Source organism: Nocardioides sp. Leaf374 (genome assembly GCF_916862475.1).
GTDB lineage: Bacteria > Actinomycetota > Actinomycetes > Propionibacteriales > Nocardioidaceae > Nocardioides > Nocardioides kribbensis.
On record NZ_CAKASO010000005.1, the window covers coordinates 65,034 to 84,720 of the forward strand.

Annotated in this window: 15 protein-coding genes; 5 read left to right on the plus strand and 10 right to left on the minus strand. The window is 74.7% G+C overall.

Features of this window, described 5'->3' with window-relative positions:
- Positions 1-343: 343 nt before the first annotated feature.
- Positions 344-907 (minus strand): pilus assembly protein HicB, encoded by a 564-nt coding sequence (locus LPA27_RS03855; RefSeq protein ID WP_228941571.1) that lies wholly within the window; start codon positions 905-907, stop codon positions 344-346.
- Positions 908-1,094: 187 nt separating this feature from the next.
- On the opposite strand from LPA27_RS03855, the gene LPA27_RS03860 reads away from it, so the two are divergent.
- A complete protein-coding gene (locus LPA27_RS03860; protein WP_228941613.1) occupies positions 1,095-2,819 on the plus strand; it encodes a sodium:solute symporter family protein in 1,725 nt (574 codons plus the stop codon).
- A 23-nt stretch (positions 2,820-2,842) separates the two neighbouring features.
- On the plus strand, positions 2,843-3,082 hold the full coding sequence (locus LPA27_RS03865; RefSeq protein ID WP_228941572.1) for a hypothetical protein: 240 nt from the start codon (positions 2,843-2,845) through the stop codon (positions 3,080-3,082).
- Positions 3,083-3,561: 479 nt separating this feature from the next.
- Here the strand turns inward: LPA27_RS03865 and LPA27_RS03870 are convergent, their stop codons facing one another.
- From LPA27_RS03870 to LPA27_RS03895, 6 genes are all read right to left on the minus strand, one after another.
- Positions 3,562-3,711 carry a hypothetical protein gene (locus LPA27_RS03870; protein ID WP_228941573.1) on the minus strand — a complete coding sequence of 50 codons (150 nt, stop codon included), beginning with the start codon at positions 3,709-3,711 and terminating at the stop codon, positions 3,562-3,564.
- Between the two features lie 155 nt (positions 3,712-3,866).
- Positions 3,867-7,667 carry a (Fe-S)-binding protein gene (locus LPA27_RS03875; protein ID WP_228941574.1) on the minus strand — a complete coding sequence of 1,267 codons (3,801 nt, stop codon included), beginning with the start codon at positions 7,665-7,667 and terminating at the stop codon, positions 3,867-3,869.
- A 246-nt stretch (positions 7,668-7,913) separates the two neighbouring features.
- Positions 7,914-8,732 (minus strand): IclR family transcriptional regulator, encoded by an 819-nt coding sequence (locus LPA27_RS03880; protein WP_056864911.1) that lies wholly within the window; start codon positions 8,730-8,732, stop codon positions 7,914-7,916.
- A 61-nt stretch (positions 8,733-8,793) separates the two neighbouring features.
- Positions 8,794-9,414, minus strand: coding sequence for a hypothetical protein (locus LPA27_RS03885; protein WP_228941575.1), 621 nt, complete (start codon positions 9,412-9,414; stop codon positions 8,794-8,796).
- 128 nt (positions 9,415-9,542) lie between these two features.
- A complete protein-coding gene (locus tag LPA27_RS03890; protein ID WP_228941576.1) occupies positions 9,543-10,751 on the minus strand; it encodes an MFS transporter in 1,209 nt (402 codons plus the stop codon).
- A 198-nt stretch (positions 10,752-10,949) separates the two neighbouring features.
- A complete protein-coding gene (locus LPA27_RS03895; RefSeq protein WP_056864909.1) occupies positions 10,950-12,257 on the minus strand; it encodes a choice-of-anchor P family protein in 1,308 nt (435 codons plus the stop codon).
- Positions 12,258-12,638: 381 nt separating this feature from the next.
- On the opposite strand from LPA27_RS03895, the gene hutH reads away from it, so the two are divergent.
- The gene (gene hutH / locus LPA27_RS03900) at positions 12,639-14,264 is read left to right on the plus strand and encodes a histidine ammonia-lyase (protein ID WP_228941577.1); all 1,626 of its coding nucleotides are present in this window, start codon (positions 12,639-12,641) and stop codon (positions 14,262-14,264) included.
- On the plus strand, positions 14,261-16,009 hold the full coding sequence (gene hutU / locus LPA27_RS03905) for a urocanate hydratase (RefSeq protein ID WP_228941578.1): 1,749 nt from the start codon (positions 14,261-14,263) through the stop codon (positions 16,007-16,009). Before hutH ends, hutU begins: the two co-directional genes overlap by 4 nt.
- Here the strand turns inward: hutU and LPA27_RS03910 are convergent.
- The 3 genes from LPA27_RS03910 to dtd all read right to left on the minus strand — a co-directional run bounded on the left by LPA27_RS03910 (position 15,975) and on the right by dtd (position 19,291).
- A complete protein-coding gene (locus LPA27_RS03910) occupies positions 15,975-17,018 on the minus strand; it encodes a phosphatase PAP2 family protein (RefSeq protein WP_228941579.1) in 1,044 nt (347 codons plus the stop codon). The genes hutU and LPA27_RS03910 overlap by 35 nt on opposite strands.
- On the minus strand, positions 17,015-18,535 hold the full coding sequence (locus LPA27_RS03915) for a hypothetical protein (protein WP_228941580.1): 1,521 nt from the start codon (positions 18,533-18,535) through the stop codon (positions 17,015-17,017). The genes LPA27_RS03910 and LPA27_RS03915 overlap by 4 nt, the downstream gene beginning before the upstream one ends.
- A gap of 300 nt (positions 18,536-18,835) precedes the next feature.
- Positions 18,836-19,291 (minus strand): D-aminoacyl-tRNA deacylase, encoded by a 456-nt coding sequence (dtd, locus tag LPA27_RS03920; protein WP_056864906.1) that lies wholly within the window; start codon positions 19,289-19,291, stop codon positions 18,836-18,838.
- 91 nt (positions 19,292-19,382) lie between these two features.
- On the opposite strand from dtd, the gene LPA27_RS03925 reads away from it, so the two are divergent.
- On the plus strand, positions 19,383-19,685 hold the full coding sequence (locus LPA27_RS03925) for a peptide methionine sulfoxide reductase (RefSeq protein WP_200919160.1): 303 nt from the start codon (positions 19,383-19,385) through the stop codon (positions 19,683-19,685).
- Positions 19,686-19,687: the final 2 nt, after the last annotated feature.

The window sequence follows — 19,687 nt, forward strand, 5'->3', positions numbered from 1 at the left end:
GGGCGGTGCGCGGGGCGGGGCGGGGCGGTGGATGTCATGCTGAGGGTGGATGCGCATCCACGGGTCGTATGAAGTACGGCGCGGCGAGCGGGTGGGTGTGCAGGGCGGGGCGGCGGACGTCATGCGGAGGGTGGATGCGCATCCACGGGCCGCATGACGCATGGCGCGGCGAGCGGGTGGGTGTGCGGGGTGGGGCGGTGGATGTCATGCGGAGGGTGGATGCGCATCCACGGGTCGCATGACGTACGCCTCGGTGAGTGCGGGGTCGGCGGTCCGCCGGTCGTCGGGGTGGGGCGTCGTGCGTCTCGGGGGCCGTCGACGCGCGGCGTCGTGGGCGTGCGGGTCAGACCCAGCCGGTGAGCCGGCGGCTGCCGGGCCGGCGGGTGAAGACCGGCCCGCCCCCGGGGCCCGGCTGGGCGCCGGGGTGGGCGGTGCTGGTGAGGTCGAGCGGCTCGGAGGGCTGATGCGTGGCTCGTCGTACGGCGTGGACGAGCCAGGTGTTGAGCGACTGCCCGGCCTCGGCGGCGAGCTCCTCCGCGCGCGCCTTGACCGGCTCCGGCAGCCGCAGCGTGACCCGCGAGACCGCCGCGTCGTCGAGGTCCTCGGCGGGTGGTGCCGGCGGCGCCGGGGGTGCGGGTGGGGCCGGCGGCAGCAGCGGCGCGGGGGGCGTGGCGTCGACGACGAAGGCCAGCTCCCGCCCGTCGAGACGTACGTCGACGCCGCCGACCGGCATCTCGGCCGTGATCTGGGCCGCCGCGTGGGAGATGGCCTCCATGAGCGCGAGCCGCGCGGCCGGGTCGAGCGCGTGGCCCAGCCGCTGGGCCAGCGCACGGGCCTCCTCGCCCGAGGCGTCGGCCGCGGCGAGGAGGTCGCGGCGGAGGCTGTCGACGTACGGGGTCAGGTCCATGTGCACCACCATGACATCACTGTGACGTCACCACAAGGGCAACACGACATCAGATGACGTCGTCGTGGCGCTGATGGTTGACGCCGTCACCCGAGGGGGTGGCGCTGGTCGGCACGGGCGGGCGTATGTTCAGCAGGTTTGCTCATCCCCGAAAGGACGCTGCATGTCGATCTCCGCCCCCACGGCGATGGCCGGCGACACGCTGATCTCAGCCCACTTCGTCGACTACCTGCTCATCGCCATCTACTTCGCCTTCGTGCTCGGGATCGGCGTCGTGGCCCGCCGCAACGTCTCCGACTCGGTGGACTTCTTCCTCTCGGGCCGCTCGCTGCCCGCCTGGGTGACCGGCCTGGCCTTCATCTCCGCCAACCTCGGCGCGGTCGAGATCATGGGCATGTCGGCCAACGGTGCCGAGTTCGGCCTGCCGGCGGTGCACTACTTCTGGGTCGGCGCCATCCCCGCCATGCTGTTCCTCGGCGTCGTGATGATGCCGTTCTACTACGGCTCGAAGGTGCGCTCGGTCCCCGAGTTCATGCTGCGCCGCTTCGGCACCGGCGCCCACCTGGTCAACGCGATCTCCTTCGCCGTGGCGCAGCTGCTCATCGCCGGCATCAACCTCTACCTGCTCGGCAGCATCATCCAGGCCCTGCTGGGGTGGAACCTCACCCTCGCCCTGGTCGTCGCCGCGGTCATCGTGCTCTCCTACATCACCCTCGGCGGGCTGAGCGCGGCCATCTACAACGAGGTGCTCCAGTTCTTCGTCATCGTCGCGGCACTGCTGCCGCTGACCCTGATCGGGCTCAACCGCGTGGGCGGCTGGGACGGTCTCAAGGTCGGCATCACCGAGGCCGCGAGCAGCAACCCCGACGGCCCCTCGGCCGCCGAGCAGCTCAACTCCTGGCCCGGCACCGCGCTGACCGGCTTCGACTCCGAGCTGCTCTCGGTGATCGGCATCGTCTTCGGTCTCGGCTTCGTGCTGTCCTTCGGCTACTGGACGACCAACTTCGTCGAGGTCCAGCGCGCGATGGCCACCAACTCGATCTCGGCGGCGCGCAAGACCCCGATCATCGGCGCCTTCCCCAAGATCCTCATCCCCTTCATCACGATCCTGCCCGGCATGATCGCGGCCGTCCTCGTCTCCGACATCGCGCGCACCAAGGCCGGCGAGACGGTGGCGGGCGGAGCCGACGGCACGGTGAAGTACAACGACTCGCTGATCCTGCTGATGCGCGACGTGCTGCCCAACGGGCTGCTCGGCGTGGCCATCGCCGGCCTGCTGGCGGCCTTCATGGCCGGCATGGCGGCCAACATCTCGGCCTTCAACACCGTGCTCAGCTTCGACCTGTGGGAGCGCTACGTCGTCAAGGACCGCTCCGACGACTACTACCTCGCGGTGGGCCGCTGGGCCACGGTCGCCGCCACGGCGATCGCGATCTTCACCGCGCAGCTGGCGTCGAACTTCTCCAACATCATGAACTACCTGCAGACGCTCTTCGGCTTCTTCAACGCCCCGCTCTTCGCCACCTTCATCCTCGGCATGTTCTGGAAGCGGATGACGCCCACGGCCGGCTGGACCGGCCTGGTCGCGGGCACGCTCTCGGCGGTCGCCGTCGCCTTCCTGTCGGAGGACGCCTTCGGCTCGCTCAGCCTCGGCGTCATCCCGCTCGCCGGCCAGGGTGCCTCCTTCGTGGCCGCCGGTGCCGCCTTCGTGGTCGACATCGTGGTCAGCGTGGTCGTCACCTCGATGACCAAGCCGAAGCCCTACGCCGAGCTCAAGGGCCTCGTCTACTCCGAGACCCCCCGCGAGGACCTCGTCGACCCCGACGAGGCCTCGCACCCGTGGTACCAGCGCACCATGCCGCTCGCCGGCCTCGCGCTCGCCCTCGTCGTCGTCCTCAACGTGGTCTTCTGACCCCCACCTGATCGGAGATCGTCATGGCCCGGAGCCAGCACACCGCGGGTGCCTTCGACATCCGCAACATCATCGGTGCCCTCATCGGCATCTACGGCGTCATCCTCACGTTCATGGGGATCTTCGGAGACCCCGAGACCGAGAAGACAGGTGGCTGGAACGCCAACCTGTGGGCGGGCATCGCGATGCTCGCCGTCGGTGCGGTCTTCCTGGCGTGGGCGCGTCTGCGCCCCGTCGTGGTCCCCGAGGACCCGCAGGGCTGACCCGCCCGGCCCCTCCCGCGGCCCGCGTCGACCTCGGTCGGCGCGGGCCGCGGTGCGTCTGGGTGTGTGTGGGGGTGTCGGGTGCTGCGCCGGGGTGCGTCCTGCGCCGGGTGGTGGGTGCTGGCTGGCTGTCGCTACCCCGCAATGGCGCGGTGTGGGCGGTGGTGGGTGTCTGGGGCGTGCTCGCGATCAGCGCGGTCGCCTCGACTCGCCTGCTGGCGGCTTTGCGCGGTCGGGACTGTCGGTCGGGCCGGTCAGGTGCGTGGATCGCGCAATCGTGTGGGCGGGGTGGTGCTCAGTCGCGCAATTGCGTGATTTGAGCGGGCCGTGCGGCCGGGGCGGGTGGGCGTCCCCGCCCGCCGGAGGAGAGCGTCATGCGAGGAATGGATGCGCATCCACCCTTCGCATGACGTCCGCTCCCGACCCCGACCCGGCCGCGGCCGCGGCCTCGGCTCCGAGCCCGGTGCGCGGTCAGCGGGTCAGGGAAGGCGTCCGAGCACGAGGGCCACCAGGATCAGCAGGAGGGGGCTCAGGGAGGCGGGGATCAGTACGGCGAGGGCGGCGGTGCGGCCCGCGCGGGCGGCGCGGGCCACGCCGGCGGTGTGGGCGGAGGGGCGCGAGGTCGTCATCGTCGCTGGGACGCCTCCGAAGCACGGATGGTTGCCCTCGGACGTCGCCGTCGTGCCCCCGTCCCCTGGGCCAGTGTGTCCGGGCCCGGAACGCACGTGGCCCGCACCGACGGGTCGGTGCGGGCCACGGGGGTGCGGCGCTCGCCGCGGGTGACTCAGAGGTCGAAGAGCGAGCTCGAGCCGGAGATGTCGGCGTCGGTGCGGGGGGTGTGGGCCGCGCCGTTGCTCGCCGCCTTCGGCTTCTCGTCCTCGGGATCCGCGTCCTGGGCCTTCTCGCCCTCGGGCTGGGCGGGCTCGTCCTGCGCCGCGTCGTCCTCGGCATCGGCCAGGGCCTGCTCGGCCTGCTCCTCGGCGTCGTCCGTCGCGTCGTCGGTCTCGGCCACGATCGCCTCGGCCTCCGGCTGGGCCGGGGCGTCGTCGGTGGCGGCGGCCTGCGTGGCCGCCACGCTCAGGGCCGCCCCCGCGGAGGTGTCCTCCGCGACCGGCGTCGCGGCCGGGGCCTCGTCGGCCACCGTGCTCCCGGTGGTGTCCGCGGAGGTGTCCTCGGACGCCGTGCCGGCCGCGCTCCGGGCCGTCGGCGGCTGCGGGGCCGCGACGGGCTCGGGAGCCTCGATGTCGAAGAGCGAGCCGCCCTCCGGGATCCCGGCCCGCGGGGTGACCGAGGCGGCCGGGGCCGCCGGGGCGACCGGTGCCGGCTCCTCCGCGGGGGCGCTGCTGGCGGCGGCGTCCTCGCTCGGGCCGTCCGGGGCCTCGCTCGTGCTGTCGGCCGGGGTCGCAGTGGCCGCCTCGGACGCGACGGGAGCGGCCGGTGCACTGGCCCGCGGCGCGGGAGCGGCGATGTCGAAGAGCGACCCGCCCGAGCCCAGGCCGGCGACCGGAGCGACCGGAGCGGCCGGTGCGGCCGGCTCGACCGGAGCGGCCGTCTCCTGCGCCGCCGGCGCCTCGGGCTCAGCGGGCTCGGGCTCGGGGGTCTCGACCGGGGCGCTCGCAGCCGGCTTCGCCGGGGCGGGCTCGGCGGCCGGGATGTCGAAGAGCGAGCCACCGGCGCCGAGGTCGGTGCTCGGCGTCGGAGCAGCCGACGGAGCCGGCTCCGTCGCGGCGGGCGAGGCGGCGGCCGGGTCGGCCTTCGCCTCGGGAGCCGCGGGCTTCGCCGCCGGCTCGTCGGCCGGGATGTCGAAGAGCGATCCGCCCGACGAGACCGCCGTGGCGGCCGGCGGGTCGGCCGGCTTCTCCTTGGGCGCCTCCTGCGACGGGGCCGGCGTCGCGGCGGGCTGGTCGCCGCCGAGGTCGAAGAGCGAGCCGCCCGACGTGGAGCCGCCCGACGTCGAGCCGCTGGTCGACGGCGCGTCCTCGGCGGGGGTCGCCTTCGCCGCCGGCTGGTCGCCGCCGAGGTCGAAGAGCGAGCCGCCCGCGGAGGTCGGCTCGGCGGCCTTGGCCTCGGCCGGCACGGACTTGCCGGGGGCAGCGGTCTCGGGGGTGTCGAAGAGCGAGGCGCCCTGGGTCGCGCCGGCCGGCTTGTCGTCGGCGGCCGCGGCCTCGGGGCTGTCGAAGAGCGACGAGCCCCCGCTGGCCTTCGCCAGCGGTCCGGCGTCCTGGGTCTCGACCACCGTGTCGTCGGTGATGGTCTCGTCGCCGGCCTCGGGCTCGGCCTTGGTCTCGACCGGGCGCTCGAGGGTCGTGGTGCCGCCGCCCTGGGCCGCGGCCGCGGGAGCGGCGGTGGCCGCGCCCGCACCGGGCGCCAGCTTGGTGGCCTGCTCGCCCTTGACCGACGCCAGCAGCATCTGCGCGACGTCGAGGACCTCGACCTCCTCGCGGGCCTCGCCCTTCGACTGCTTCATGGTGAGGCCGTCGGAGAGCATGACGCGGCAGAAGGGGCAGCCGACGGCGATCTGGTCGGCGCCGGTCTCGACCGCCTCGTTCGTGCGGTTCATGTTGATCCGCTCGCCGATGTTCTCCTCCATCCACATGCGCGCGCCGCCGGCGCCGCAGCAGAAGGAGCGCTCGGAGTTGCGCTCCATCTCGACGACCTCGGCGCCGGGCAGGATCTGGAGCAGCTCGCGCGGGGGCGTGTAGACGCCGTTGTGGCGGCCGATGTAGCAGGGGTCGTGGTAGGTGATGGAGCGCTTCTGCGCGCCGGCGCCCTCCTTGACCGGGGTCAGCTTCCCCTCGCGCACCAGCCGGTTGAGCAGCTGGGTGTGGTGCACGACCTCGAGCTCGACACCGAACTCCTTGTACTCGTTCTTGAGGGTGTTGAAGCAGTGGGCGCAGGTCGAGACGACCTTCTTGACCTTGTACTCCTTGAGCGTCTCCGCGTTCTGCTGGGCCAGGCCCTGGAAGACGAACTCGTTGCCGGCACGCCGGGCGGGGTCACCGGTGCAGGTCTCGCCGTTGCCGAGCACGCCGAAGGAGACGCCGGCCATGTCGAGCAGCTCGGCGACGGCGCGGGTGGTCTTCTTCGCGCGGTCCTCGTAGGCGCCGGCGCAGCCGACCCAGAACAGCCAGTCGACCTCGTCGAGCGACTCGATGGTCTCGCCGACGACCTTGACCTCGACGTCGAGACCCTTGGCCCAGTCGAGGCGGGCGTTGGGCGACATGTTCCACGGGTTGCCCTTGTTCTCCAGCCCCTTGAAGAGGCCGTTGAGCTCGGCGGGGAAGTTCGACTCCACCAGGATCTGGTGGCGGCGCATGTCGATGATGTGGTCGACGTGCTCGATGTCGACGGGGCACTGCTGCACGCAGGCGCCGCAGGAGGTGCAGTTCCACAGCACGTCGGGGTCGATCACGGCGGCGCCGGAGTCGGGGTTGTAGAACCAGTCGTCGCCGGTGTCGCCGACCAGCGGCCGCTCGACCTCGAGGGCCAGGGCGCTGTCGTTCTCCAGCAGCGCGGCGCGGTCGCCCTCGGCGGCCTTGAGGTACGGCGCCTTCGCGTAGGCGTGGTCGCGCATCGCGGTGATGAGGAGCTTGGGGGAGAGGGGCTTCTCGGTGTTCCAGGCCGGGCACTGGCTCTGGCAGCGGCCGCACTCGGTGCAGGTGGTGAAGTCGAGGATGCCCTTCCAGCTGAAGTCCTCGATGGCGCCGACGCCGAGCTTGGAGTCCTCGTCGAGGTCCTCGAGGTCCTCGAGGCTGACGACCTTGCCGCCGCTGGTGAGGGGCTTGACGCCGCCCAGCGCGGTGCGGCCGGAGCCCTCGCGCTTGAACCAGATGTTGGGCCAGGCGGTGAAGCGGTGCCAGGCGACGCCCATGGTGAGGTTCAGCGAGATGACGATGAGCCAGATCATGGCCAGGACGATCTTGATCATCGCGATGACGATGATGATGTTCTCCAGCGTCTCCGGGTCGGTGCCGTAGAGCACGTCGCCGAAGAACGAGCTGACCGGGAAGTGGAAGCGGCTGTACTTCTCCACGTCCTCGCCGCCGAGGGCCTGGCCGAGGTTGTACTCCGCGCCGCGGATGAAGAGGATCGCGGAGCCCTCGAGCAGCGCCATCGCCTCGACGAAGTAGGCCTGCCACATCGTGGAGCGGTAGAAGCGGGAGTTGCGGCCCTCGCGGCGCGGGTGGTGCTTCTGGCGGTAGATCGCGAGGTAGACGATGCCGACCGTGCCGAGCACGCCGAGGATCTCGCCGAGCCACTCGTAGAGGAAGAAGTGACCGATGACCGGGAGCTGGAACTCGGGGTCGAAGAGCTGGAAGTACGCCGTGAAGACCGCGGCGCCCAGCACGATGAAGGCCAGGTAGACGAACCAGTGCATCACGCCGACGACGCTCCACTGGAGCATCCGGGTGTGCAGGAACGTCTCCTTGACCATGGTCAGCGTGCGCTGGACCGGTTGGTCGGTGCGACCGGTGGTCGGCTGCCCGATCCGCACCGTGGCGACGATCGAGCGCACGGCCCTCACGGTCAGCACGACGGCGACGGCGGTCAGCGCCAGGGAGACGACGATGGCGAAGATCTGCATCGGAACGGGTGGCCCTTCCTCGACGGAGCACGTCCCGGGGCGGCCGTGACGTGCCCGCGAGCCTAGGGCCGAGCGAGCAGGACCGTCAGGCCCTCCGGGGGGTGAGAAGAATCCTACCGGTAGGTAACTTGATCCGGTCGTGTCGGCGTGGACACACCTCCTGCGGTCCCTGTCGTCGAGCGCCGACGACAGGCCGGTGCCGCGCTCCGGCCAGGGGGTCGCCCGGGCGCCGGGGCAGGCCCGAGGTCAGTCGACCGCTGGTCGCTCGGGGCCTGCTGCGGGGTGTCCGCCCAGGCGTCGGGTGAGCAGGTCGGCGGTGCGGCCGACCTCGCGGGCGACCAGGGCGGGCGACACCTCGCCGGCGGGGTAGGTGACGGCCAGGCCGGCGACCGGGTGCCCGTTGTGGTCGAGCACGGCGGCGGCGGTGCTGGCCATGCCCGGGGTCACCTCGCCGTCCTCGGTGGCGTGGCCGCGCCGGCGGGTCTCGACCAGCACCGCGCGCAGCTCGCCGAGGGTGCGGGGACCGCTGCCGTGGCGGTCGACGAAGGCGTCGGGCGAGGGGTAGAGCGCCCGCACCTGCGCGGCCGGCAGACGCGCCAGCACGGCCCGCCCGCTCGCGGTCAGGTGGGCGGGCAGGCGCACGCCCACGTCGGTGACCAGCGGCGGGCGGCCCGGCGCGCGCTCCTCGACGACGTAGAGCACGTCGCGACCGTGCAGCACGGCGAGGTGCGCGGTCTGGCCGACGCGGTCGACCAGCGCCGCGAGCGCCCGGCGCGACAGGCGCTGCAGCGGCTCCTGGCGGGAGTAGCCGCTGCCCACCTCGAAGGCCGCGACGCCCAGGCCGTAGCGGTGCTCCTCGACCAGGTGCGTCACGAAGCCCTCGGCGATCATCGCCGCGAGCAGGTGGTACGCCGTGCTGCGCGGCAGCCCGACCTCCCGCGCGATCCGCTCGAGCGGCACGGGGTCGGGCTGGGTCGCCAGGAAGCGCAGCACCCGCAGCGCGCGCGTCGCCGCCGGCACCTGCGACCCGCCGGTCGCGGTCGTCGGCTGCCTCGGCTCGTCCACCCCGGCAGCCTCTCAGACCCGGGCGGCCACGTGGTGCTGTGGCGGGCGCCGCGGTCGGGGCTCAGGGGGAGCGGTGGCGCCCCTGACCGGCGTCGGGGGCGGCGGCGGGCTCGGTCTCGCCCACGGGGGCGGCGCGACGGCCGGGGGCGGGCTGGGTGCCGGGCTCGACCGGGGCCATGCCGGGCCGGTCGGAGCCCTCCGGCTTCGGCGGGAAGGCCGGTGCGGTCGCGGAGGTCGCGGAAGGCGCCGAGGTCGCGGGAGCGCCGGTGGCCGTGCCGGCCGCGGGGGTGGCGCCCTCGGGCCCGCCGGGCAGGTCGGTGGGGCTGCCGGTCACGGGCGCCGGCGTGGCGGCGCGGTCGGGGTCGAGCTGGTCGGCCTCGCGCAGGGCGTCCTCCTGGTGGGCCTCGGCGACGGTGGCCTCGTGGCGGGCGGCCTCGGCGCGCTCGCGGGCGCGGTCGGCCTGCATCTGCGCGACGCGGGCCTCCTCCTCGGCGGCCTCCGCCCGCTGCCGGGCCTCGGCGATGGAGCCGCCCTGACGCTGGGCCTGGCCGCGCAGCTGCCCGGCCTGCTCGAGGCGGACCTCCTTGAGCCGGGCGTTGCGGCGCCCGACGAGCACGACGGTGGCCACGACGGCGGCCAGCACGAGCACGGTCAGGACGACGACGATGGTGATGGTGGTCATGGGACTCCTCGGGTTGAACCCTCGACCCTGCCCCTCCCCGGACCCCCGCGGCTTCACCCGCCCGGGTCCCCCGGCCCCGATCCCCCGCCCTGATCCCCGGCCCTGACCCGACGGCCCGGTCCGCCGCCTCAGCGCAGGGCGCGCTCCCCGCGCACCGGCACGAGGGCCACCGCGGCCAGCGGGCAGAGGGCGGCCAGGGCGAAGGCGGCGGCGTACCCCGCCTGCGCCACGAGCAGGCCGGCGACGGGCGGGACGGCGGAGGCGGCGAGGTACTGCGCGGTGTTCTGCGCACCCAGCGCCCGCCCCGACCAGAACGGCCCGGCCCGCTCGGCGACGGCGGTGAAGGCCAGGCCGTTGTCGGCGACCGTGACCACGGTGGCGAGCACCACCAGCGGCACGGCCACGGCCGCGTCGAGCCCGGCGGCGAGGCCGAGGGCGGCCATCGAGAGCCCCGCCGCCACCGTGACCCAGCGCAGCGGGCGGATCCGGCTCCCGACGACGTCGCTGAGCTGTCCGACCGCCACCCGCCCGAGCGCCCCGAGCAGCTGGGAGACGGCGACGAGCGTGCCCGCCGCGGCCGCCGACCAGCCGCGGTCCTGCACCAGCCAGACGAGGGCGAAGGTCCACACGAGGAACTGCGGTACGACCAGGAGCACCGACACGGCGTGCACGCGGGCCAGGAAGCCGTCCTCGCGGTAGGGGTTGGGGGCGCTGCCCTCGCGGCGCTCGGGCCGCGGCGGGTCGACGACGACCGCGGCGACCAGGGCGGCGGCCAGCAGCGCGGCAGCGACGGGCACCCCGAGGGCCGCCGTGACGCCGCGGGTCTCGGCGACCACGGCGATGGTGACGGCCGCGATCCCGACCCCGGCCGGCTGGGCCATCTGCCGGATGCCCATGGCCAGGCCGCGACGGTGCGGCGGGAACCACCCGACGACCACCCGCCCGCTGGCCGAGGCGGTGCTCGCCGCGGCCGCCCCGGCCGCGGCCAGGGCCAGCGCCAGGGCGACGACACCGCCTCCGGCCATGGCGACGCCGCCGAGCGCGGCGGTGAGCACGAGCCCGACCAGCAGCGTGGCGCGCTCGCCGCGGGCGTCGGCCAGCGCCCCCCACGCCACCAGCGTGAGGGTGACGCCGAGCGTCGGTGCGGCGGCGACGAGACCGGCCTGGGCGAGGCTGAGCCCGCCGTCGGCGACGAGCACGGGGATGAGGAACGCGGGCCCGTGGATGGTGATGCCGGCCGCCGCCTGCGCCGTCGTCGAGGCCGCCAGCATGGCCCAGCGGCGAGCCGCGCCGACCTCGGTCGCCGGCCGGGTCGCGGTCGAGGGCGGGGTGGTCACCGGTCCAGTACAAGCCCCGCCGGGCCCGCCCGCGCGCCGCGTCCCAGTCCGCGGCCAGGGCCGGTCCGCCTCCGGAGCAGGGCCCGGTACGCCGACCGGCCCGGCCCCCTGCGTGAGGGGACCGGGCCGGTCGGGTGGGGACGGGTGCCGCGTGGCGCGGCGGTGGTGCGACGGGCCGGTGGCGACCGCCGCGGCGGGTCAGCTGCCGAGCGGCTGGATGCGGAGCTTGGCCTCGCCGATGTTGACGACCGAGTCGACGTCGTCGCCGCCGGCCTCGAGCAGCGTGATGCGCAGCGCGACGACCTTCATGCCCCAGGCGGTCTTGCGCTTGAGGTTGAACTCCAGCTTGACCAGGCCGACGCCGGGGATCTCGATGGTCTCGGGCAGCTGGTCGAGCTCCTGGGCCTGACCGCCGGCAGTGATGCCGACGAACTTCGTGAAGCCGTTCTTGGTCACCTTGCCGCCCTTGCGGACCACGTTGACCTTCGCCTGGAGGCCCTCGATGACCAGGGCGTCGCCGCCGAGGGAGATCTTGGCGACGCCGGACTCCTCGGTGCCGCTCGCGCGGCCCTTGACCTGGTTGGCGCGCTGCTGGCTGTAGGCGCCGTCGACGACGACCTGGTCGGCCAGGTTGACGCTGGCGGCGCTCTTCTTCTTCAGCTCGCCGTCGGTGCCGGTGCACGGCATGATCGAGTTGACGGCGCGGCCGACCCGGATGAGGTCGCCGATGACGTCGGCGCGCACGGGGCTGGAGTTGCCGTTGAAGATCCCGGAGACCGCGCCACGCTCGAGCTTGGCGGCGCTGCGGGCGACCTTGACGGTGGTGTCGGTCGGGATGACGTGGATGAAGAGGGCGTTGGCGTAGGCCGTGGCGCCCTGGCGGTTCTTCTTCTCGATGCTCTTGCCCAGCGAGATGGTGGCCAGGCCGGGGATCTCGATCGGCTGGTCAGGCGTGGGCAGGGGCAGCGTCTGCGCGGGCAGGCCGCCGGCGGGCTGGAGCTTGATGCCGAGCACCGAGGTGTTGGTGGCGGTCTTGAAGCCCTTGTCGGGGCCCGACTTGGTGTAGGTGACGCGCGAGGTGGCCGAGACCCCGGTGATCGACAGCGACCCGAGGGGGGTGTCGAGGATCGAGACGTCGGCGACGGAGTGCTTGGCCAGGGAGAAGACCTTGTTCTTGCGCTGGCGGGTCTGCACGTCGGTGCGGACACCGGAGATGGTGCCGAGGCCGGGCACGTTCACCTCGGCGATGTAGTTGTCGCGGGTCTTGCCGGCCTGGTTGGTGCACGCGATGGTGCTGAAGCCGGTGGTGCCGGAGTCGGCCGGGACCATGCCGCCCTCGACGAGGGTGCCGTAGCCGGTCGCGGTGAAGGCGAAGTTGGTGTTGGTCAGCTTGGCCGAGCTGTCGCCGCCGGCGGCGGGGGCCGCCGTCGAGGTGGGGGCCATCATGAGGGCGGTCGAGGCCGCGACGGCGAGCGCCGTCGCGACGGGGACCAGGCGAGAACGCATAGAGAGACTCCTGCTGCTGAGGGGGAGGACGCGCCGACCTCCCTCAGCCGGACGCGGGTAAGACACATCTCAAATGTGACTTCCGCGATCCATTTTGCACATCGCGGGGGTCTCGCGGGCTAGACCGCCTAAATTCGTGAGACTTGGATCCGATCCAGTTCGGTTGGCGCTCCGCGCGGGGCGACGGGAGCGCCCGACCGCCCCGCGGCGCCGGTGCCGGCCGTCGTCTCGTCAGGCTGACAGGTCCTCCGTCGGGCCGACGGGTGGTCGAGACCACCGCGGTGGCACCGGTCGGCGGGCCCGGCCGATTCGTCTCGGATCCGAGACAGTGGTGGTCGGACGGCCCTGTCGGCGACCCGGCCGGCTGCCGAGACTGGGCCCATGGACACCGTCACCGACCCCAGCACCGACCACCGGAGCCACGACGCCGACCGGGCCACCGGCGACCACGGCGCGGCCGTGGTGGTCGGCACCGGTCCGGTCACCCCCGCCGACGTCGTGGCCGTCGCCCGCGACGGCGCCCCCGTCGTGCTCGCCCCCGAGGCCCGGAGCGCGATCGGCGCCGCCCGCGAGGTGGTGGAGCTGCTGGCGGCCGGCGACGTGCCGGCGTACGGCGTGAGCACCGGCTTCGGGGCGCTCGCGACCCGCCACATCCCGGTCGCCCAGCGGGCACAGCTGCAGCGCTCGCTGGTGCGCAGCCACGCCGCGGGCTCGGGACCGGAGGTCGAGGTGGAGGTGACCCGCGCGCTCATGCTGCTGCGGCTCTCGACCCTGGCCACCGGCCGCACCGGGGTCAGGCTCGAGACCGCGGAGCTGCTCGCGGCGCTGCTGACCCACCGGATCACGCCGGTGGTGCACGAGCACGGGTCGCTGGGCTGCTCCGGCGACCTCGCTCCGCTGTCGCACTGCGCGCTGGCCCTCATGGGCGAGGGGCCGGTGCGCGACGCCGGCGGGGTGCTGCGCCCGGCCGGCGAGGCGCTGGCCGCGGCCGGGCTGCGACCCGTCGAGCTGGCCGAGAAGGAGGGCCTGGCCCTCATCAACGGCACCGACGGCATGCTCGGCATGCTGGTGATGGCGATCGCCGACCTGCGCCGCCTGCTGCGCACCGCCGACGTGGCCGCCGCGATGTCGGTGGAGGGCCAGCTCGGCACCGACCGGGTCTTCGCCGCCGCGCTGCAGGCCCTGCGCCCCCACCCGGGGCAGGGCGCCTCGGCCGCCAACCTGGTCGCGCTGCTCGCCGACTCCCCGCTGATGGCCTCCCACCGCGGGCCCGGGTGCCACCGCGTCCAGGACGCCTACTCGCTGCGCTGCTCGCCGCAGGTGCACGGCGCCGCCCGCGACACCGTCGACCACGCCGCGCGGGTGGCCGAGGTCGAGCTGGCCTCGGCCGTCGACAATCCGGTCGTGCTCGGCGACACCGTGGAGTCCAACGGCAACTTCCACGGCGCCCCGGTCGCCTACGTGCTCGACTTCCTGGCCATCGTGGCCGCCGACGTCGCCTCGATCAGCGAGCGGCGCACCGACCGCTTCCTCGACCGGGCGCGCAGCCACGGACTGCCGCCCTTCCTCGCCCACGACCCCGGTGTCGACAGCGGGCTGATGATCGCGCAGTACACGCAGGCGGCGATCGTCTCCGAGCTCAAGCGGCTCGCCGCGCCGGCCTCGGTCGACTCGATCCCGAGCTCGGCGATGCAGGAGGACCACGTGTCGATGGGCTGGGGCGCGGCCCGCAAGCTGCGCCGCGCCGTCGACGGCCTGACCCGCGTGGTGGCGATCGAGGTGATGACCGCGGCCCGCGCCCTCGACCTGCGCTCCACCACCGGCGACACCGCGGGCCTCGCGCCCTCCCCGGCCACCGGCGCCGTCGTGCGGCTGCTGCGCGAGCACGGGCTCGACGGCCCCGGCCCCGACCGCCACCTCGCCCCGGAGATCGAGGTCGCGGTCGGTCTCGTGGCCTCGGGCGCCGTCGTGGCCGCCGCCGAGTCGGTCACCGGAGCGCTGCGATGAGCGGGGACGTCCGCACGCCCGCCGGTGCCGCGAGCGCGGGGGCCGCGAGCGCCGGGGGTGGGGGCGGTAACCCGCGGCTGCCGATCCGGGCCGCGCGCGGCACGACGCTGACCGCCCGGTCGTGGCAGACCGAGGCCGCGCTGCGGATGCTGATGAACAACCTCGACCCCGACAACGCCGAGCGGCCCGATGACCTCGTCGTCTACGGCGGCACCGGCCGCGCCGCCCGCAGCTGGGAGGCCTACGACGCCCTGGTGCGGACCCTCACCACCCTCGGCGACGACGAGACGATGCTCGTGCAGAGCGGCAAGCCGGTCGGGGTGATGCGCACGCACGCCTGGGCGCCGCGCGTGCTGATCGCCAACTCCCACCTCGTCGGCGACTGGGCCACCTGGGAGGAGTTCCGTCGCCTGGAGGACCTGGGGCTGACGATGTACGGCCAGATGACGGCCGGGTCGTGGATCTACATCGGCACCCAGGGCATCCTCCAGGGCACCTTCGAGACCTTCGCCGCCGTGGCCGACAAGATCGGGGGCGGCACCCTGGCCGGCACGATCACCCTCACCGCCGGGCTCGGCGGCATGGGCGGGGCGCAGCCGCTGGCGGTGACCATGAACGACGGCGTGGCGCTGTGCGTCGAGGTCGACCAGGCGCGCATCACCCGGCGCCTGGAGCACCGCTACCTCGACGTGCAGGCCGACTCCCTCGAGCACGCGGTCGCCCTCGCCGTCGAGGCCCGTGACGCCCGGCGGCCGCTGTCGATCGGCGTGCTCGGCAACGCGGCCGAGGTCGTCCCCGCGCTGCTCGCGCAGGGTGCCCCGATCGACGTCGTCACCGACCAGACCTCCGCCCACGACCCGCTGTCCTACCTCCCCGTCGGCGTGGACCCCGCGGCCTGGCGCGAGGAGGCCGCCCGCGACCCCGAGGGCTTCACGCTGCGTGCGCGGGCGTCGATGGCCGCGCACGTCGCGGCCATGGTCGGCTTCCAGGACGCCGGCGCCGAGGTCTTCGACTACGGCAACTCGATCCGCGACGAGGCCCGCAAGGGGGGCTGCGAGCGCGCCTTCTCCTTCCCCGGCTTCGTGCCGGCCTACATCCGGCCGCAGTTCTGCGAGGGTCGCGGGCCCTTCCGGTGGGCCGCGCTCTCCGGCGACCCGGCCGACATCGCCGCGACCGACCGCGCCGTGCTCGAGCTCTTCCCCGCCGAGGAGAGCGCCGCCAACGCCCGGCTCCACCGCTGGATCGCGATGGCGCAGGAGCGGGTGCATTTCCAGGGCCTCCCGGCCCGGATCTGCTGGCTGGGCCAGGGCGAGCGGGCCCGCGCCGGCCGGCGCTTCAACGAGATGGTGGCCTCCGGGGAGCTCTCGGCGCCGGTGGTCATCGGCCGCGACCACCTCGACTGCGGCTCGGTGGCCTCGCCCTACCGCGAGACCGAGGCGATGCTCGACGGCTCCGACGCCATCGCCGACTGGGCCCTGCTCAACGCGTTGGTCAGCACCGCCTCCGGTGCGTCGTGGGTCTCGCTCCACCACGGCGGCGGCGTCGGCATGGGACGCTCGATCCACGCCGGCCAGGTGTGCGTGGCCGACGGCACCCCGCTGGCCGCAGAGAAGCTCGAGCGGGTGCTGACCAACGACCCGGCCATGGGCGTCATCCGCCACGTCGACGCGGGCTACTCCCGCGCCGGCGAGGTCGCCGCCGAGCGGGGCGTCACGGTGCCGATGGAGCCGGTCGTCCGCGACTGAGGCCCTCGGAGTCGTGGGCTGAGTCATGGGCTGAGTCGTGGGCGGAGTCGCGGGCGGAGTCGCGGGCCGCCGTACGCCGCTCCCACACGCTGCAGCCGACCGCGACGGCGAGGGCGAGCGCCGCGCCGGCGAGGGTGTCGACGACGTAGTGCTCGCCGCCGTGGACGAGCGTCACGCACATCGCCAGCGGGTAGGCCAGCAGCAGCCACCGCCACCGTGAGCGCAGTCGACCGAGGGCGAAGAAGGCCACCAGGAAGGCCGTGCCGGCGTGCAGCGAGGGCATCGCAGCGACCTTGTTGGACATGCCGAGCAGCACCATGCTCTGCCGGTGCAGACCCAGCTCCGACCAGCCGCGGCCGCTGATCCGCTCCACCGGGGGCAGCGCGCCGAGGTCGGCGGCCATCCAGGGCGGCGCCATGGGGTAGAGGACGTAGACGACCAGCCCGCACAGGTTGAGCACCACCAGCCGCCGCATCCAGGCCAGCCACACGACGCGGTCGCGCAGCCACAGCACCCCGGCGAGCACCTGGGCGACGAGGAAGTGCGAGGCGTAGACGGTGGTGAGCGCGACGTCCCACCACCGGGGCGCGCCGTCGGGGTCGCAGGGCACCCCGCACAGCTCGCGCTGCAGCCACACCGTCGGCACCGTGCCTCCGCCCAGCCAGGCGTCGAGGCGCACCGGGGTCTCGACGTGCACCGGCACGCCGGTCTGGTCGGCCAGGCCCCGCAGGAGCCAGTAGACGACCAGCAGCAGCATCGGGAGCCACCAGTCGCGGGCGAAGTCCCAGCGGCGCGCGGGCGGGGCGTCGGCGTGCCAGGCCAGCGCGACCAGCCAGAGCCACAGCGCCACGCCGACGGTGTCGTTGGGGATGCCGACGAGCGCGACCCACACCGCCAGCAGGGCGGCCACCGCGGCGAGGGCCCGGGCGCGCGCCACGGGGCGGGTCGGCGGGAAGGGCGCGAGGTCGCGCGGGAGCCCGTCGGTGCGACCGGTGAGCGGCGACCTCACCGGCGCACCTCCAGCACGGTGTAGCCCGCGACCACGGCGACCTCGCGGTAGTGGGCGGCCACCGCGGGCTCGGCCGCGTCGGGGTCGACGCCCCAGGTGAGCAGCGAGCGACCGGCGACCACCAGCCAGGTCGGGCGCCGCGGGCCCTCCAGCACCGCGGCGAGCTCGCGCAGGTCGGGGTCGGAGACGCGCACCGGCAGGCTCCACAGCTGCTCGTAGGGGCTGGACATCCCCGCCGCCCACAGCACGTTGGGCTCCCCGAAGGCCACGACCGCGGTGTCGCCCGGACTGCCGTGGTCCACCAGCCACGCCGACACCGCGAGCTCGGAGCGCTCGATCGGGTGCACCCCCACCCACCCGACCGCGACCGCGGCCGACAGGGCCGTGCCGGCGTACGCCGTGACCAGCGCGCGCCGCCGCCAGCCGGGAGGCCGGGGCGGGGTGCGTGCGGCCAGGGCGGCGACGAGCACGATGCCGGGCACCAGGCCGGTCAGGTAGTGCAGCCAGTAGCTGCCACCCAGCGCCACCCCCACGCACTCCCAGGCCAGCACGGCGGCGGCGGCCCAGCGCAGGTCGAGCCGGTCGGGCCCGAGGGGCACCGCGCGGCGCAAGGACGGCGCAAGGGCGGCCAGCAGCAGCGGAGCGCCGCTGGCGAGCAGCGCCACGAGCATCACCACGAACCGGTCGGCCGACGACGGCGGGTCGGCCGTCGCGATGACCCGGCCCGCCTGGCTGCGGAAGGTCACCACGGCCCGCCACAGCTCGACCGGTCCGGTGCCGCGGGTCGCCGCACCGACCAGCGCCAGGACGAGGGCCGCGAGGCCGCCGGCGACCGCGCCGGCCAGCAGGGGCCGCAGCCGCGCGACGCCGCGACGGGCGAGGAGCCCGGTGACGGCCAGGGCGGCGAGGAGCACGCCGACGTCCACGAGGTTCTGCTTCGTGAGCGCGGCGGCCACGGCGGCCGCGCCGGCCAGCGCGCCCCGGAGGGCGGCCCGCCGTGCGTCGGGCGCGGTGAGCGCTGCGAGGGTCGCGGCCGTGCCGGCCAGCAGGAAGGGCACGCCCAGGATCTCCGCGTCGACCACCGTGCCACCGAAGAGCGGGGTGGCCGTCAGCGCGGCCGCCGCACCGGCCGCCATCAGCGGACCCCAGCGGGTGCCGGGGGCGGCGAGCCGCCCGACGAGGCCGGCCAGCAGCACGCAGGCCACCACCGCCAGCGTGCCGAGCAGCCGCAGCCCGACGAGACCGCCGAGGTGCTCGGCCGCCGCCACCAGGGCGAGGAGCACCGGCGGGCGGTCGACGAAGTAGTCGCCGTAGACCGACGGGCCCGGCGCCCACTGCGCCGCCACCAGCAGCAGGCCGCCCTCGTCGGGCCCGACGTCGCGGCCGACGAAGGGCAGCCAGCCCAGGGTCGCCGCCGCCGCCATCGCGACCACCAGCGGCCAGGTGCGACCGGGCGCGCCCGCGGGGGGTCGCCGAACGTCGGGTGCGGGGTGGGGTGCGACCGGACCGGGGGACATGGCGTCAGTGTGCGCCGCGCGGCGCCGGGCCGTCAGGGGCGAGCACGGATCGGCGTGTGGTCTGCGTCTCTGCAGGGGTGGCGGGGGTGGTCGAGGAGGGGGAGCGCAGCGGCGAAAGTCTCGAGGCCTCCGGGTGGGGTGGTTTCGAGACGGTCGCTGGCGCTCCCTCCTCAACCACCCCGGGTGGGGTGGTTTCGAGACGGTCGCTGGCGCTCCCTCCTCAACCACCCCGGGTGGGGTGGTTTCGAGACGGTCGCTGGCGCTCCCTCCTCAACCACCGGGGCGGGTGGCGCTGCCCGCTCACCCAGCGTGGGGGCGGGGGGAGTCGAGGACGAGGGTGATCGGGCCGTCGTTGACGGAGGTGACGGCCATGTCGGCGCCGAAGACGCCGCGGGCGACCTCGGCGCCGAGACGCTCGAGCTCGGCGCAGACCGCGTCGTAGAGCGGCTCGCTGACCGGGCCGGGAGCGGCCGCGTGCCAGGTGGGCCGGCGCCCCTTGCGCGCGTCGCCGTAGAGCGTGAACTGGCTGACGACCAGCACCGGGGCCCCGGCCTCGGAGGCGGAGACCTCACCGCGCAGCAGCCGCAGCTCCCACACCTTGCGGGCCACCCAGGCCACGTCGGCGGGCCCGTCGTCGTGGGTGACGCCGAGGTAGACCAGCAGGCCCGGCCGCTCGATCGCCCCCACCACCGCGGGCCCGTCGGCCCCCGCCACCTCGACGCGCGCCGACGTCACCCGCTGCACCACCGCTCTCACGCGCCCCATCATCGCCGCCCGCGTCGGCCGCCGCGCCGGCCGCCGCGCCGGCCGCCATGTCGGGCGCCCGGGAGCGCGCCATGATGGCGGCGTGCCCGACCCCGCGCCCCGACCCGAGCCCGAGGTGGACCAGGAGGCCACGGAGGCCGCGCGGCTCTTCGCGCGGGTGCCGCTGGGCCACAGCACCGTGCGCTACGCCGGGCGCACCTGGTCGCTGACCCGCAGCGAGCAGGTCGGCGGCCGCTCGCAGAAGGTGTGGGCCGAGGAGCGCGGCGGTACGGCGGTGGTGAGCGCCAACCTCTACTCGCCCGGCGACGGCGCCGACCGCTTCCGCCCGTGCGAGATGCCGGCGGCGGTGGTGCTGGACTTCCTCGCCGGCTGGGAGCCAACCTGAGG

Coding starts and splice junctions, on each gene's coding strand:
- hutH (WP_228941577.1), top strand. CDS start 12,639: ATGGACACCGTCACCGACCCCAGCACCGACCACCGGAGCCACGACGCC.
- LPA27_RS03895 (WP_056864909.1), bottom strand. CDS start 12,257: ATGCGTTCTCGCCTGGTCCCCGTCGCGACGGCGCTCGCCGTCGCGGCC.
- LPA27_RS03870 (WP_228941573.1), bottom strand. CDS start 3,711: ATGACGACCTCGCGCCCCTCCGCCCACACCGCCGGCGTGGCCCGCGCC.
- LPA27_RS03865 (WP_228941572.1), top strand. CDS start 2,843: ATGGCCCGGAGCCAGCACACCGCGGGTGCCTTCGACATCCGCAACATC.
- LPA27_RS03885 (WP_228941575.1), bottom strand. CDS start 9,414: ATGACCACCATCACCATCGTCGTCGTCCTGACCGTGCTCGTGCTGGCC.
- LPA27_RS03875 (WP_228941574.1), bottom strand. CDS start 7,667: ATGCAGATCTTCGCCATCGTCGTCTCCCTGGCGCTGACCGCCGTCGCC.
- LPA27_RS03860 (WP_228941613.1), top strand. CDS start 1,095: ATGGCCGGCGACACGCTGATCTCAGCCCACTTCGTCGACTACCTGCTC.
- hutU (WP_228941578.1), top strand. CDS start 14,261: ATGAGCGGGGACGTCCGCACGCCCGCCGGTGCCGCGAGCGCGGGGGCC.
- LPA27_RS03915 (WP_228941580.1), bottom strand. CDS start 18,535: ATGTCCCCCGGTCCGGTCGCACCCCACCCCGCACCCGACGTTCGGCGA.
- LPA27_RS03855 (WP_228941571.1), bottom strand. CDS start 907: ATGGACCTGACCCCGTACGTCGACAGCCTCCGCCGCGACCTCCTCGCC.